Origin of the sequence: Segatella buccae ATCC 33574 (assembly GCF_000184945.1) — a bacterium.
GTDB classification, from domain to species: domain Bacteria; phylum Bacteroidota; class Bacteroidia; order Bacteroidales; family Bacteroidaceae; genus Prevotella; species Prevotella buccae.
On record NZ_GL586311.1, the window covers coordinates 2,545,888 to 2,558,714 of the forward strand.

General features: G+C 46.3%; 17 protein-coding genes and 1 tRNA gene. 9 read left to right on the forward strand and 9 right to left on the reverse strand.

Features of this window, described 5'->3' with window-relative positions; all coding sequences use genetic code 11:
- Positions 1 to 259 precede the first annotated feature (259 nt).
- The 9 genes from HMPREF6485_RS10030 to HMPREF6485_RS10070 all read left to right on the forward strand — a co-directional run bounded on the left by HMPREF6485_RS10030 (position 260) and on the right by HMPREF6485_RS10070 (position 5,921).
- Positions 260 to 344: transfer RNA gene (locus HMPREF6485_RS10030), tRNA-Ser, on the forward strand.
- A 371-nt stretch (positions 345 to 715) separates the two neighbouring features.
- A complete protein-coding gene (locus tag HMPREF6485_RS10035) occupies positions 716 to 1,939 on the forward strand; it encodes a site-specific integrase (protein ID WP_044126392.1) in 1,224 nt (407 codons plus the stop codon).
- A gap of 34 nt (positions 1,940 to 1,973) precedes the next feature.
- The gene (locus tag HMPREF6485_RS10040) at positions 1,974 to 2,438 is read left to right on the forward strand and encodes a DUF1896 domain-containing protein (RefSeq protein WP_004346321.1); all 465 of its coding nucleotides are present in this window, start codon (positions 1,974 to 1,976) and stop codon (positions 2,436 to 2,438) included.
- Positions 2,439 to 2,576: 138 nt separating this feature from the next.
- Positions 2,577 to 2,924 carry a hypothetical protein gene (locus tag HMPREF6485_RS10045; RefSeq protein WP_004346322.1) on the forward strand — a complete coding sequence of 116 codons (348 nt, stop codon included), beginning with the start codon at positions 2,577 to 2,579 and terminating at the stop codon, positions 2,922 to 2,924.
- A gap of 353 nt (positions 2,925 to 3,277) precedes the next feature.
- The gene (locus HMPREF6485_RS10050; RefSeq protein ID WP_004346323.1) at positions 3,278 to 3,709 is read left to right on the forward strand and encodes a hypothetical protein; all 432 of its coding nucleotides are present in this window, start codon (positions 3,278 to 3,280) and stop codon (positions 3,707 to 3,709) included.
- 5 nt (positions 3,710 to 3,714) lie between these two features.
- Positions 3,715 to 4,134 (forward strand): PcfK-like family protein, encoded by a 420-nt coding sequence (locus HMPREF6485_RS10055; RefSeq protein WP_004346324.1) that lies wholly within the window; start codon positions 3,715 to 3,717, stop codon positions 4,132 to 4,134.
- A gap of 4 nt (positions 4,135 to 4,138) precedes the next feature.
- A complete protein-coding gene (locus HMPREF6485_RS10060) occupies positions 4,139 to 5,413 on the forward strand; it encodes a PcfJ domain-containing protein (protein ID WP_004346325.1) in 1,275 nt (424 codons plus the stop codon).
- 27 nt (positions 5,414 to 5,440) lie between these two features.
- Positions 5,441 to 5,695, forward strand: coding sequence for a hypothetical protein (locus HMPREF6485_RS10065; RefSeq protein ID WP_004346326.1), 255 nt, complete (start codon positions 5,441 to 5,443; stop codon positions 5,693 to 5,695).
- A gap of 4 nt (positions 5,696 to 5,699) precedes the next feature.
- Positions 5,700 to 5,921, forward strand: coding sequence for a hypothetical protein (locus HMPREF6485_RS10070; RefSeq protein ID WP_004346327.1), 222 nt, complete (start codon positions 5,700 to 5,702; stop codon positions 5,919 to 5,921).
- A gap of 160 nt (positions 5,922 to 6,081) precedes the next feature.
- Here the strand turns inward: HMPREF6485_RS10070 and HMPREF6485_RS10075 are convergent, their stop codons facing one another.
- From HMPREF6485_RS10075 to traJ, 9 genes are all read right to left on the reverse strand, one after another.
- Positions 6,082 to 6,801: an NYN domain-containing protein gene (locus tag HMPREF6485_RS10075; RefSeq protein WP_004346328.1), complete on the reverse strand. Its 720-nt coding sequence runs from the start codon at positions 6,799 to 6,801 to the stop codon at positions 6,082 to 6,084.
- A gap of 117 nt (positions 6,802 to 6,918) precedes the next feature.
- On the reverse strand, positions 6,919 to 7,428 hold the full coding sequence (locus tag HMPREF6485_RS10080) for a glycoside hydrolase family protein (protein ID WP_004346329.1): 510 nt from the start codon (positions 7,426 to 7,428) through the stop codon (positions 6,919 to 6,921).
- A complete protein-coding gene (locus tag HMPREF6485_RS10085; protein WP_004346330.1) occupies positions 7,415 to 7,897 on the reverse strand; it encodes a DUF3872 domain-containing protein in 483 nt (160 codons plus the stop codon). Before HMPREF6485_RS10085 ends, HMPREF6485_RS10080 begins: the two co-directional genes overlap by 14 nt.
- 12 nt (positions 7,898 to 7,909) lie before the next feature.
- Positions 7,910 to 8,500, reverse strand: coding sequence for a conjugal transfer protein TraO (locus tag HMPREF6485_RS10090; protein ID WP_004346331.1), 591 nt, complete (start codon positions 8,498 to 8,500; stop codon positions 7,910 to 7,912).
- Entirely contained in the window at positions 8,494 to 9,444 is a 951-nt protein-coding gene (gene traN, locus HMPREF6485_RS10095) for a conjugative transposon protein TraN (RefSeq protein ID WP_004346332.1), read from the reverse strand. Before traN ends, HMPREF6485_RS10090 begins: the two co-directional genes overlap by 7 nt.
- Positions 9,445 to 9,492: 48 nt before the next feature.
- Positions 9,493 to 10,764, reverse strand: a complete 1,272-nt coding sequence (traM, locus tag HMPREF6485_RS10100) for a conjugative transposon protein TraM (RefSeq protein WP_044126396.1) — start codon at positions 10,762 to 10,764, stop codon at positions 9,493 to 9,495.
- Positions 10,757 to 11,059, reverse strand: a complete 303-nt coding sequence (locus HMPREF6485_RS13680) for a hypothetical protein (protein WP_082231318.1) — start codon at positions 11,057 to 11,059, stop codon at positions 10,757 to 10,759. Before HMPREF6485_RS13680 ends, traM begins: the two co-directional genes overlap by 8 nt.
- Positions 11,060 to 11,063: 4 nt before the next feature.
- Positions 11,064 to 11,687, reverse strand: coding sequence for a conjugative transposon protein TraK (gene traK, locus HMPREF6485_RS10105; RefSeq protein ID WP_044126051.1), 624 nt, complete (start codon positions 11,685 to 11,687; stop codon positions 11,064 to 11,066).
- 52 nt (positions 11,688 to 11,739) lie between these two features.
- Positions 11,740 to 12,777, reverse strand: coding sequence for a conjugative transposon protein TraJ (traJ, locus tag HMPREF6485_RS10110; protein ID WP_004346335.1), 1,038 nt, complete (start codon positions 12,775 to 12,777; stop codon positions 11,740 to 11,742).
- Positions 12,778 to 12,827: the final 50 nt, after the last annotated feature.

Below are 12,827 nucleotides of genomic sequence, written 5' to 3' on the forward strand. Positions count from 1 at the left end.
CAGAAGACCAAGGGAAAAATTGAACTTTTCAACACCAAAGCAGGAGTTTTACAAATATTATGCGTAATATTGCACTTGCTGGTTGACTCTTTACCCCCTTACTTTATCACATTTCAAACAAAAAAAGAATAAAATATTTGGTCTTCTAAAATAATTCTCTTACCTTTGCACTGACTTCATGAAAGCAGGTTTCTCTGATATAATAGAGAATAGACAACAACATATAAAATTGTCCAACACATGAAGTCTTTTCCACATTGGAGAGATGGTAGAGTGGTCGATTACAACGGTCTTGAAAACCGTCGTACCGAGAGGTACCGGGGGTTCGAATCCCTCTCTCTCCGCAGGAAGTACTCTGGAGAAGACTTCAGAAAACACTTCAAAAAATCAGTAAGTATCGTAGCTTCAATAAGTTACGATACTTTTGTTTTATACTTACACGTTTTTTCAGAGTACGTAAGGAGGGTGCCGAAACGCCCAAAATACTCTCCTACGGTTACAATCTGGTTACAAAAAGATGAACCGAATAAAAATTGTAACCAAGAGTACATACAGAGATTGTTTAGAGTACTCATATATTGCTGTTATTCAAATGATTATGTAGAACTTTGCAGTGGGATATATGGAAGTTCATTCCATCCATCTAGGCGATAAAATTCCTTTCGATGTGGAACAATTTCCCATGAATCCAGCTACAATTAAAAACAGTCAATGTATGAAATCAATTTTCAGAACAGTCTTCTATCTCAGAAGCAACTATGTAAACAAGGAGGGCAAGACCCCTGTGATGTTGAGGATTTACCTTAACAACGAACGGTTGTGCATAGGCTCAGCCGGAGTCGCCGTTGAACAGAACCAATGGGACAGTACGCGAGAACGGGTAAAAGGACGCAATACCGAAGCCCTAAGCATGAACTTGCAGTTGGACAGCATCCAAAACGACCTGCAAACCATCTATCGCAAGTTGGAAATGACGGACGACCTGTGCTTGGAACGCATCAAGTCTGAGTATCTCGGCAGGCAGGACAATGTCTGCACACTCATGCAGCTTTTCGAAAAGCATAATACGGACATACAGGAACAGGTTGGTGTCTCGGTGAGTGTGGCAACATTGCAGAAATACAACGTGTGTAAGAAACACTTTGCGGCCTTCTTGAACGAAAAGTACAAGCGTTGTGACATTCGCCTGTCTGAACTGACATTCACCGTCATTCATGACTTTGACATTTATCTGCGTACAACCGCAGGACAGAACCCCAATACAGCGACGAAAACGATGAAGACTTTCAAGACCATCACCATACTGGGAAGGAAGATGGGCGTGTTGAACCACGACCCGTTCATAAATCATCATTTCCACTTGGAACCGGTAAACCGTGGCTTCCTCACTGACGAGGAAATCATGAAGATTGCCAACAAGGATTTCGGTATCAACCGCCTGGAACTGGTAAGGGATGTTTTCATCTTCTCTTGCTTTACAGGTCTGGCATATATAGACGTGTCCAACCTTACGCCAGACAACATCGTTACGCTTGACGACAAGCAATGGATCATGACCAAACGTCAGAAGACAAGCGTGGAAACCAATGTGCTGCTTCTTGACATTCCTAAGCGTATCATCACCAAATATGGGCATAAGACCTATCGGGACGGTAAACTCCTTCCGGTACTTACAAACCAGAAGATTAACGCTTATCTTAAGGAAATTGCCGACCTTTGCGGTATCAAGAAGAGGCTGACCTTCCACCTTGCACGCCACACATTTGCCACAATGTCGCTCAGTAAGGGCGTTCCGATGGAAAGCGTGTCGAAGATGCTGGGGCACACCAACATAAAGACTACACAAATCTATGCCCGCATCACCAACAAGAAGATAGAGCATGATATGGAAGAACTGGCTGGTAAGCTCGGCAAGTTCAATACGGCAATGGGCGTTTAATACAATAATGTGTAATACCTAAAATAAAAGATTTATGGAAACAAAGAAAGAAATGTCTTACTTCCGATTGAAGTTAGAGACTTATCTTGGTGAGCATTTCCCCGAAATGCTGAGTGACAAACCATTCATAACGGCAAGAGCTGATGAAGCCCTTACTGCCTACTGTGATGCAATGGCACAAGGATTCTCTCATCCGGAGGCAGAGGTAATGGCAAGCGAAGTTCTGTATCAAGGACTACATTTCTCCAAGTACGACACCCTTGTTTCAGTTTTAGAGAATGAGTTTGAGAAAGAACTCCCTTCTCCTCTTCCCGAAAGACTAACACCAATGCTTCTGAAGAATAAGACCGTACAAAGCGTTTTCAACAAGTATGAACTGACGGACGACTTTGGAGCGAGTCCTGAGTATGAGAAACTCTACACCGAACTGACAGGGACAATCGTTCTGCTTATCGAGGTTAATGGTCTGCCAACAGTCGATAGTGAGAACATGACTTGATGTAACACCATCGGGAGCTTTTGTAGTGTCAAGAGCCAAGATAACTATTCTTCCCCACACACCAAGAGTTTGGGCAAACACTTGGCTTTGTGAGGCAGAATATCTTGTTATTGCTCTTGAACTATTAAAAGCTCCGATATGAATATAAACATCATGAATCAAGACGTTCACACACCTGCCTTCATCAAGGCAGACGCATCGAACAAAACCGACAATATCAAGCAGCAGCCGAATTCTCCCAAGCAAGTCCGCCGCTTCTCTTGGACACGCTTCATCGAACTCGCTATCCTGCTTTCCAGCATTATCGGTGCCATTTGGCTTATCTCGAAGATTGTAACGCCGCAAGTCGTAACTGCCGTCTCTGTCATTGCAGGTTTTCTGATACTACGCTTTATAGTCAGGGTAATTCTAAAAGTGACAATTACGCTGCTGAGCATTCTCTTCTGGCTGGCAATTCTCTGTGCCATCCTACTTTGCGTGCTTTGAGAAGCACAGCTCAGTAAAACTTTCCATTTGATTTCATCAGGTGGTTATCTCGCATATTGAGATAGCCACCTTTTCTATTTTCCACTACGAGCGTTGCACTTTTGCTTCCTTTCCAATGCTCCACAATATGCGAAATGAAGAAGACGGATGCTGTTCCCTTTTTATCCGCAAAGGTAGTACGGGGTTTGTGGCTTTCAAAAGGTCAGTGCCGCTGGGTTTGTCTGGAAAATCTCCACACCTACGGGTAGTATTTTCCGCCAAAACCTTGTGCAAGCCTCGCCCCGCTACCTCTATTTTGCTACAAAAAGGAATCAGCATACTCCGATCTTTGGACGCATAAAAAAAATGTCGCTATGGATAAGCAAAAAGTAAATACAACATCTTCGATGAAAAGAAAAGGATATAGCTCCTCCTCTCATTACCGCATTAACCCTGTGGCTGAAAAAAGTGAGCAAGTGTTGGCAATTAAGTTTGTACAATGGGACGTTCCCCCTTTGGAGAGCCTTTGTAATAGCAAAGTATATCTCCTACGTGTGAAACTCTATTGTGGCGAGCGTATGAGCCGTGAGGAAAAGAATTGGCTATGTGAAGCGGTGAACTCTAATACCTACTTCCGTACTGCCGTTCCCCTACAAGGCTATCGCTTTGACTTCTTTGACGTGCTGAAGAAATACCTTGTCAATCAGTACGGACAATGGACAGAGTATTACGCACCCGATAGAACAAGCCTAAGAGCCTACCTATATGGACGTATCAATCAAATAGTAGAAATCCCAAAACACTAAGCAATATGAAAGGAACAGAACATTTCACACGGACAATAGCCGAGTATCTCAATCAGCGTGCTATGACAGACCCCTTGTTTGCCCCTAACTTGATGAAGCCGAACAAGAATATCGAGGAGTGCATCACCTACATTCTTAATGAAGTGCAGAAAAGCGGTTGTAACGGCTTTGATGATGATGAAATCTTCTCTATGGCTGTTCACTACTACGATGAGGACGATATAGAGGTGGGTAAGGCTGTTTCCTGCCAAGTTGCCGTTAATCACATTGTAGAACTCACGGAGGAAGAAAAAGCCGAAGCAAGGCAGAAAGCCATTAAGCAATATCAGCGTGAGGAACTTGCCAAAATACAGAGCCGTAACGCACGAGTGAAAAAGACCGAGAACATAGCAACCCAAGTACAACCATCCCTATTCGATTTTTAAGCCTATGAAACCGAGAAACGAGTTTGAGAAGGCGGTCCTTGCAGAGAGCAGGCACCTTCGCCCGATGCCCAAGACACAAAGCAGGTGGGCTTTCCGTGAGTGCATAGACCATTTCGCCTACCGCTTGCCAAAAGGTCGCACCACTTGTATGGATTGTGGGCATAGTTGGATAATGGACAAACATAGAGAAACTTGCACTTGCCCTCATTGCAGGGCAAAGTTGCAGGTCAAGGAAACCTTTGAGCGTAAATTGCAGCAGAAGCGGTATTTCACCACGCTAACCGCTTGTGGAGAGTATCAAGTATTGCGTATGTTCCTCCTTGTTGTGGGAATGGAGAAAGGCAGTAAGGCACAATATCACGCACTTGAAATCGGTCAGTATTGGTGGAACGCAAAAGGACGGCAAGCCATTGTTGCCATTCCACGCACATTGGGCAGATATGTTGATACCTTTTCTTACTATACCCCTATGGCTATCCGTAACGACAATGAAGCCTACCGATATGCAGCCTATTCGCAGATATATCCTAAATTCAAGGTTACAGACACACTCCGCAGGAATGGATTTGAGGATGATTTTCACGATATAGCCCCGACAATATTCATTCCTGCATTGCTTTCTGACAGCCGGGCTGAAACATTGATGAAAGCAGGACGAATGGGGCATTTACGCTATTTCCTCAACAACAATTCGACATTTGACGCTTGTTGGCAGTCCTACAAAGTTGCCACTCGCAACGGCTATGAGATAGAGGATATTTCTCTATGGTGCGACTATGTGGATATGCTCCGCAGATTGAATAAAGACATACACAGCCCGAAGTATGTTTGCCCCACCGACCTGCATAGGGAACACGACCTAAGACAAAGCGAACTCCGCAGACAAAGGGAAAAGGAAGAAAAGGCGGCGAAACGCAAAAAGGCAATGGAGGAAGAGAAGCGTTTCCACGAACTCAAATCCAAGTTCTTCGGTATCTGTTTCACGGACGGCACAATCCAAGTTCACGTATTGGAGAGTGTGCAGGAACATTTGGAGGAAGGAGTATCAATGCACCATTGCGTGTTCGACAATGCTTACTATCTCAAAGAAAACTCGCTTATCCTTTCGGCAACCATTGAGGGCAGACGGATAGAAACGATTGAGGTCAATCTGGACACGCTCAAAGTGGTGCAAAGTCGTGGAGTGTGCAACAAGAATACGGAGTATCACGAACAGATAGTGAACCTTGTTAATGCTAATCGAGAACTAATAAGCCGAAGAATGAAAGCAACTGCATGAAGTATGAACCATTAAAATATCAGAGATATGAAAACAGAGATAGAAAACATTATCTACAATTGGACGGATGAGATACCGCATATTCTCATCAGGGTTATCAATGCGATAACCCTATCCGACAATGAGGAAGAGTTAAGGACGGCAATAGGCAAAATCGCCGAAGAAACGGAACTTGACAAGTTTTTCGCCTATGGTTATGGCGCACATCACTTTTGGCTCACACACCGCAAGTTATCCAATGGAGAGCCAAAGGAATACAGATTATTAAAAGTTGAATTTTAAGATTATGAAGAAGAAGGTTTATAGAGTTCGAACGCAATACATCTTCGATGGAGTGTTTGATGTGGTTGCGGGAAGCAAGGAAGACGCACGGCAGAAAGTCCTGCAAAATTGTGGGTTGGTAATGGGTGGTAACATTCACAGTACCTTGCCCGACGAGGAGGTGAGTTGGGCATTTTCTACCCACCCAAAAGTAAAAACAACGCGAATAATCATTCAAAAGGAGTAAGCGACAGCGTACAAGCGGACGGCACATCCGCCGTCCGCTCCTTTCTTTCCATGAGCAATCAGGCGGGGAAAGATAAGGAGCAAAGAAAGCCTATGCCCTGTCTTCAATAACCAACGATACCGAAACAGCATTCTCAATTACTGTTTCGGTATCGTTCTTTTCATTGTTTTATCCTTATGGCACTGCCAACAGCCTTGTCACCAACCTTAACCAGTTCGTATTTTCCCAATCTGACATAAAGTTGCCCGAGTGTCTTGCAGCCGTAACGCTTGATTTTATACTTGGGCATCAGCTTTTTAAGTTCACCACCAATCAGTGAAAGCGTTACGGTATCATCCCCTTTACGTGCCGTCTCGAATGCCTTGTCAAACAAGGCACGGTCTCTGTCTATGAAATAATCCGGCGTGTTATTATTTGGTTGGACGGGATCTGCCTTGTCCGAAAAGCGGAACTCATGACAGCTGTTTTGCAGTGATGCCGGTGTTTTCTGTTCGCCATAGCCCAACACCAATAGCCCTTCCTCTCTTATTCTCTGGGCAAGCAACGTATAATCGCTGTCGCTGGAAACGATACAGAAACCTTGCACGGTTTTTCCATGCAGCAAATCCATCGCATCGATGACAAGTGCCATATCCGTCGTATTCTTCATCCCGACATAAGAAAGCGCTTCCACCAAACGGAAAGAGAATGTCTTCGCTTCCTCTTTCCATCGTTTCATCGCGGACTTTGTCCAATCGGCATAGATACGCCGAATAATGGGATTGCCGTATGAGGAAACAAAGGAGATGATGTCGCCAAGTTTGTCGGCAGCAACATTATCGCCATCTATGAGAATGGCGAAGGACACTTGTTCCTGCTGTATGGGTAGTTTCTCTGTCATATTACTACAAAGGTAATGCTTTTAATGCTTATCTAAGAAAGAAAAATGGATTTTCTTATCTCTCCGATTAAAAACAAGTTCCCTTGCGCGAAAAGTGCAAAAGGTATATTTATAAAATCAAGGAAGATAAAACAAGGCAAACTCTACCTTTCTTCGTTTTTCCAGCCCTTTCAAGACCTTTCCCTTGTATCTGCAGAACGAAACATACTCACGATAGATATTTCTGTTTCCTGCCTCTATCTTTCGCAGCAACTGGCTCTTGGGATGCCTGTCATAACCGATCAATCTCCCCACGCCCACATTGTAGGCAAGTAAGGTCAATAGCAGCGCATCCTTGCCATAGCCTTTGAAGTGTTCAAAGCATTTCCAAAGGTCGGCACGGAGCAGTGAGTCTGCCTCTCGTTCCGCCATATTTGCCGTGAAGTGCTCTCCTGGTTGCAACTGATGACCATACCCTACATAAGGAAAATCCTTCGGCTTATTATGAAGTCCCTCAAAGTATTTAACAACAACCACACCACGTTCGAAAGGAGACAAGTCTGCCAACCGCACCCTACGCTGGGCAAGGATGGGCTGGCAGAATAAACATAAAATACAGAATAAAGCAAAGTGTTTAGTTGTCTGCATCTTTCAATACTTTGGTAACTGTTGCGGAGGACTTTTCCTTATTTTCCGCCTTTTCGTTGTTGAAACTGAAAGTCAGTTGCTGCATTCTGCCGAAGTTGTCTTCCACATACACGTCAATCGTCTGGCGGTCAGATGACAGCGAAGTGTAGTATAAGCGAAACACATCTTTTGTAAGCGGATAGCGGTCGTTCGGCTTGAAGACAGTGCCGTTATCATTTCTTAGCAAGCCCTTGCCGTCAGACTGGAAATAACGTATCGCATAGCGAGTATCAGCAAACTCACCGCCCCGCTTCAGTGTGCAGCGTATCTCAGCCGTCTGACCCCTTATGATGTCTTTCTGAACTGGCATTGTCTCCACCGTAAACGGATAAGACTGCTGAACATCCAAATCCCTATCACAAGCAGATAGGCAAAACACGGCAAGGGTCAGCACGCTCATTACCCAAATCGTATTCAATATCTTCTTCATCTTTTCTTCTACTTAAAAGTTAAACCTTAGTCCTGCAGAAACAGCCGGACGAAAACGATGCACGTCCGTTCCAAAGAGGAAACGTCCCTGCGCTTTGACAAGAAAGAGAACCCTGTCCGTTAGAAATACTTCCACCGAGCCATGCACGGCACCGCCATAGACAAAGCGGGAACGGTCGAGCAGTGTCGCCCCATCGGGCAGCAGCTTCTTGTCCTCGTTCAGCTGCTCATAGCCACCCAAAGCGGATATGCCCCCATAGAGAAATACATTCTTGCCATTGTCGGAGACAATCGGGTGCATATAGCCCAAGTGCAAAAGTGCATCCTTGAGTTTTACGTTATAACTTCTGTACAGCATATTCTGTTGTTCATACTCTGCCATAACAAAAGTATAATTCTCACGTCCCAGATAGCGGGTGAGTGATGCTCCCATGCCGAAATTGTCAGCTGCAAGGAACTTTTCACCCTTGATAAGCGGAACACTCCCTACAACCTCTATTCCCCTTTGCTTGGGTATCAGTCGCTGTGCCTGCGATGGTAGACTGAAAGTCATGGCCACCGCAACGCATACTGTCATAATAATATTGTTCTTCTTCATTACCATTTCAGTTTGAGGTTATCAATCTTCTTTGCCAGCTGCAGGTCTTCTGCCGTTACATAAAAGGTCAGCGTACGACCGCCATTTCTTTCATAGAGCGTCACTTCAAGCTGCTTGTCTTCTACAAGAGAAAACTGCTCGAGCGCAAACACAGTGTGTTCACTGCCCATGCCACGCACCTGCATCACCTGATGATAGGCACGAAGCGGCTGCAACACCTGTTCTTGTATGGCAGTGCGCTTTGCCATCTTCTTATCCACCACCTTGAATGTGATAAAATCCACTGAGTAAGGCATATTCGTGCCGTTTTCCATACGAGTGTGGAAATACAGCAAGCCATTATGGGCATACAAGCCACGAAGCAGGAACTTCATACCGAACTGCTGTTCACCGATGTGCTTAATGCTGCGTATGTCGTTCTGATAGATAGTCTGCATCATCAACTTTACTAATATGGGCGACTCGTTACCGAGTTCCTTAAAGTAAATATCAGAGCGATTGCTTGGCAGGCGTCCGTCCGTTGGTGATAAGAAGTCCTTCATCTCTATGCTTAACTTCTCCGGCTCATCGGCATACTTCACGTTGAAAGCATAGAAAGAGCCGTCCTCACAGATGACACTCATATTGGTCTCCGTCTCAAAGTCCTTCACTGAAGCCTTTACACGCAGTACGTTCTCAGCATCCTCCGCCTTTCCTGCGATGATATTCTGCGAACCTAAGTCTACATAGCGGATGGCAGAAGGGAAGATAAGATGCACGGTCTTGTCAAAGGTTACGTCCAAGCCGTATGGCAGGACGACACGCCCGTTAGGAATGGAACGGCTCATACCTTGAAAAAGCTCTCCCGAAGTAAGCGGACGGCTTGGTGTCAGACCATCATTGTTTTCCTGTGCTGTGGCTGTTGCTCCCACCATGGCAAGCATAGCCATTGATAAAATAATTTTCTTCATTGTTCCTTTTGTTTTGATGTTATTTTTTACTTATCATTTTCGATTGTTTTATTTGGACTGAACCAAGAAAAGGCGGTAGCCACCTTTAAGCGTTACCTTGATAGTACGCAGTTTCTTCTGAAGCAGCTGACTTGCACCCTGCATCACCCCACGGGCAGCCTCTGAGATAATCTGGTCTTTGGCAGAGGAAGCGAAGGTAAAGGATGTTCCCATTGAACCGCCGATGTTCGCCCCGACTTCCTTAAGCGCATTGATGTCCTCCGAACCTGGTATATAAACACCCTCCTGTCCGTCCGTGTCGTATGCTGAGAGTTTGACGGCTATGATATGGCTGTCTACCTCTATGCTTTTAACAAGGAGGTGCATACGGTTACCTTCAATCTTGGCGACTGCTATGAGTCGGCTCTGTCGTGGAATACGCAAGCCCTGCACTTTGGCACTTTCAAGCAGACGGAGTACGACATTATCGCCCTCTTTGAGCGTCGTTGTCCTGTCCACCACCACTTTGAGCGTATTGCGCATCGTGGGTGCAGCCGCACTTGCGAGCGAATGGAAGCCCAAGTTGCGTGCTTTCGTGCCATACTCCTTGATGAAGTCAGCGTCGCTCATCGGCTGCCCCAGTGAGGATACTACCTGTTTGCGTTCCGCCAAGATTTCCATTGCAGGCAAGTCGGCCGAACCTCCGCTTATATTACTGCCCATACTCTGACCTTTGTTCGTTGACGTTTGCCCTTTACCCTCGGTAAAGTCATTACCCAAAGATGGTGGAACGGCAGAAGCCTTGGGAAGATACTTCGCTGCCATCTGATAGCTCTTTTCCATCAAGGCAAGCTGTCGTTTCTCTTCATTGTCCTCCTTGCTGTCTTTGACAGAGAGTTCCTTTTTAAGGTTGTCTATCTCCGAACGCAAGGCTTCACGCTCCTGCTCGTGCGGGTCGGGAGCGTAAAAAGAGTTCAAGAGGCGATTGTTCTCCTCATAGCGATGCATAGAGTTTTCTATCTTTGCCGTAGAAGCAGCTGTCTCTGCACGCTGCTCCTCTGATGGAGCGGTGTTCTGTGCAAAATAGTCCGATAGTCTGCCCATCTCCTCGCGGGTCTGTTCCTCCTCGTGTGCCTTGTCACCTAATTCATAGGCTTTCAGCTTGTTCTCCGTCAGTTTTTCTGTCGTTGCCTGCGGGATGCTGTCATTGAGTCCCTGCTCCGCTGCAGTCTTATCCTTGCCCGATGGTGCGAAGATAAACCACATCGAGAGGGCAAACAGCAGTCCCAGTCCTCCGAAAACCAAGCCTTTCTTCATTTGTTCTTTCTGTTTATTATCCATTTTCTTTGATTGTTTGATGATGTAGTAGGTAAAAATTGCCGTGTAACTCATGTAAAGTGCTGTCCGTCCGTATCGGACTGTCCGTCAGCTTTCCCGTGGGGATGGGTAGTTTTTCCTTCTTTGGAGGAAGGAAAAACTGCGCTATCATCCAGAGCGAGCAGAGCAGATAGATGAAACTCAGCCCATAGACGATTTCCTTTCTCTGCCTTATCGTGAGCCTCTCACACCGATGGCGGAGCCACAGGTGAAAGCGCAGATAGTGACGTGAGAGTAAAAAGTTTCTTTTCCTTGCCATAGCCTTATCGTTTATAAGTCTGTATGTCCCTGTTCTCTTTCACAAGGAAGTTCTCCATCAGGAAGCCTTGCGGGTTGTTGTCCGAACGGACTGAGTTCTGCAGCGTGCAGGTCGTAACAAGACTACGCTCTGTAACGTTACTCTGACGGACGATAAACTCCCGTGCATAGGTCGTTACCGCATAAGGGTAAGTATTAAAGTTGCAGTGGATAGAGTCCACCTCTATGCGCTGATTGACATTGCCCGATATGGCACGGTTATAATAGCCCTTCTCTGCCAAGTCCTTGTAATAGTTGAAAGCCGACTTGTCACACAGCACGAAGGCACGCTCCATATTCTTCTCAATGGCATCCTTGTCGGGTGCAATGGTGAAGAACAGTTCGTGGAAGCGACGCACGTGTTCCCTTGCCTCTACGGGACGATTACGACTTGCATCCTGACTGAGGGCAAGCATGAGCGACTTTCCCTGATCAAGCACATAGATTTTCTCCCGCTGCTCCTTAGCGAAGCTGTACGAGGCATAGAGGGCATAACCACTTACTGCCACGCAGACGATGGCAAAGACAAAGGCGTAGAGTCTTATCTGTCTGAATGAGGTCTCGATATTACCAAGTGATTTGAATTCCATTTTTTTCTTTCCTTTTATAGCTGTTGATGAATTAAGCATTATTGCTCCATTTCTATTTTCCTTTGAGCAGTGCACCCTTGATACGTCCACCGACATTGCCGATAACCGACCCGGCACCTGCTGCGGCATATCTTCCGCCCGTGTAGGCACTTTGTGCACCGCGCTGTGCAGCCTGATTGACATTACGACCATAAGAGCCGATACCACCACCTGCTTCGATAATCCAGCCTGCAACGGTGGGAACGCAGAAGTAGCCCACGATGCCGATGAGGAAGAAGACGATGTAGTACCACGTCCCCGCATCGGGCAGGTAGTTGGGGTCGCTGAGCGCCTCGATGTCTTTCTGTACCATCAGCACCTGTATCTTCGTAAGCAGTGCCGTAAGGATAGAGCTGACAGGCAGCCACAGGTAGACAGAGATATAGCGTGAGAACCAAGCCGTGAGCGAACCCGACAACCCGTCCCATACGGCAATGCCGAAGACTATCGGACCGAGAATGGAAAGGACGATGAGCATGAAGGTGCGCAGCGTGTCGATGATAAGTCCTGCGGCATGGAACAGCAGCTCCATGAGGTCGTGCACCATTTTCATCACCCACTGCTTGGTCTGATAGGCAGCACGCTCGGCATACATACCCGCTATCGTCACGGCGTCTTCGGGACCGATGATACCCATTTCCTCTATCTTTTGGTCGAACTTCTCGTTGGATACCAAGTAGGCTGTTTCGGGATTGCGCAGGTAGGCTTCCTCCTGCAAACGGTTACGCTTGGCGGTAAGCTCCGCCAAGTTGGTCTCCTGCTGATGCACCATGCTTTCCGTTCCCTGCACTACGGGCGAGAGAACGGCATTCATCGTACCCAGTACGACTGTCGGGAAGAACATGATGCAGAAACCCAAGACAAAGGGACGGAGAAGGGGAAAGACGTCTATCGCCTCGGCACGGGCTATGGAAGCCCATACCCGAAGGGCAATATAAAAGAGTGCACCCAAGCCTGCAATACCCTTGGCAATGCCTGTCATCTGGGCGCAGAGCGGCATCATCTCGTCATAGGTGGCGCGTAGTAGCTCATGTAAACTGGCAAAATCCATAAGCAAAAGTGTTTTATGAAAGTTCTTTCAAGTTCTTTTTTTGTCTGTGG

What these genes read in the sequence shown, in the direction of transcription:
- HMPREF6485_RS10035 (WP_044126392.1), top strand. Translation starts at nt 716, where the DNA reads ATGAAATCAATTTTCAGAACAGTCTTCTATCTCAGAAGCAACTATGTA.
- HMPREF6485_RS10040 (WP_004346321.1), top strand. Translation starts at nt 1,974, where the DNA reads ATGGAAACAAAGAAAGAAATGTCTTACTTCCGATTGAAGTTAGAGACT.
- HMPREF6485_RS10045 (WP_004346322.1), top strand. Translation starts at nt 2,577, where the DNA reads ATGAATATAAACATCATGAATCAAGACGTTCACACACCTGCCTTCATC.
- HMPREF6485_RS10050 (WP_004346323.1), top strand. Translation starts at nt 3,278, where the DNA reads ATGGATAAGCAAAAAGTAAATACAACATCTTCGATGAAAAGAAAAGGA.
- HMPREF6485_RS10055 (WP_004346324.1), top strand. Translation starts at nt 3,715, where the DNA reads ATGAAAGGAACAGAACATTTCACACGGACAATAGCCGAGTATCTCAAT.
- HMPREF6485_RS10060 (WP_004346325.1), top strand. Translation starts at nt 4,139, where the DNA reads ATGAAACCGAGAAACGAGTTTGAGAAGGCGGTCCTTGCAGAGAGCAGG.
- HMPREF6485_RS10065 (WP_004346326.1), top strand. Translation starts at nt 5,441, where the DNA reads ATGAAAACAGAGATAGAAAACATTATCTACAATTGGACGGATGAGATA.
- HMPREF6485_RS10070 (WP_004346327.1), top strand. Translation starts at nt 5,700, where the DNA reads ATGAAGAAGAAGGTTTATAGAGTTCGAACGCAATACATCTTCGATGGA.
- HMPREF6485_RS10075 (WP_004346328.1), bottom strand. Translation starts at nt 6,801, where the DNA reads ATGACAGAGAAACTACCCATACAGCAGGAACAAGTGTCCTTCGCCATT.
- HMPREF6485_RS10080 (WP_004346329.1), bottom strand. Translation starts at nt 7,428, where the DNA reads ATGCAGACAACTAAACACTTTGCTTTATTCTGTATTTTATGTTTATTC.
- HMPREF6485_RS10085 (WP_004346330.1), bottom strand. Translation starts at nt 7,897, where the DNA reads ATGAAGAAGATATTGAATACGATTTGGGTAATGAGCGTGCTGACCCTT.
- HMPREF6485_RS10090 (WP_004346331.1), bottom strand. Translation starts at nt 8,500, where the DNA reads ATGGTAATGAAGAAGAACAATATTATTATGACAGTATGCGTTGCGGTG.
- traN (WP_004346332.1), bottom strand. Translation starts at nt 9,444, where the DNA reads ATGAAGAAAATTATTTTATCAATGGCTATGCTTGCCATGGTGGGAGCA.
- traM (WP_044126396.1), bottom strand. Translation starts at nt 10,764, where the DNA reads ATGGATAATAAACAGAAAGAACAAATGAAGAAAGGCTTGGTTTTCGGA.
- HMPREF6485_RS13680 (WP_082231318.1), bottom strand. Translation starts at nt 11,059, where the DNA reads ATGGCAAGGAAAAGAAACTTTTTACTCTCACGTCACTATCTGCGCTTT.
- traK (WP_044126051.1), bottom strand. Translation starts at nt 11,687, where the DNA reads ATGGAATTCAAATCACTTGGTAATATCGAGACCTCATTCAGACAGATA.
- traJ (WP_004346335.1), bottom strand. Translation starts at nt 12,777, where the DNA reads ATGGATTTTGCCAGTTTACATGAGCTACTACGCGCCACCTATGACGAG.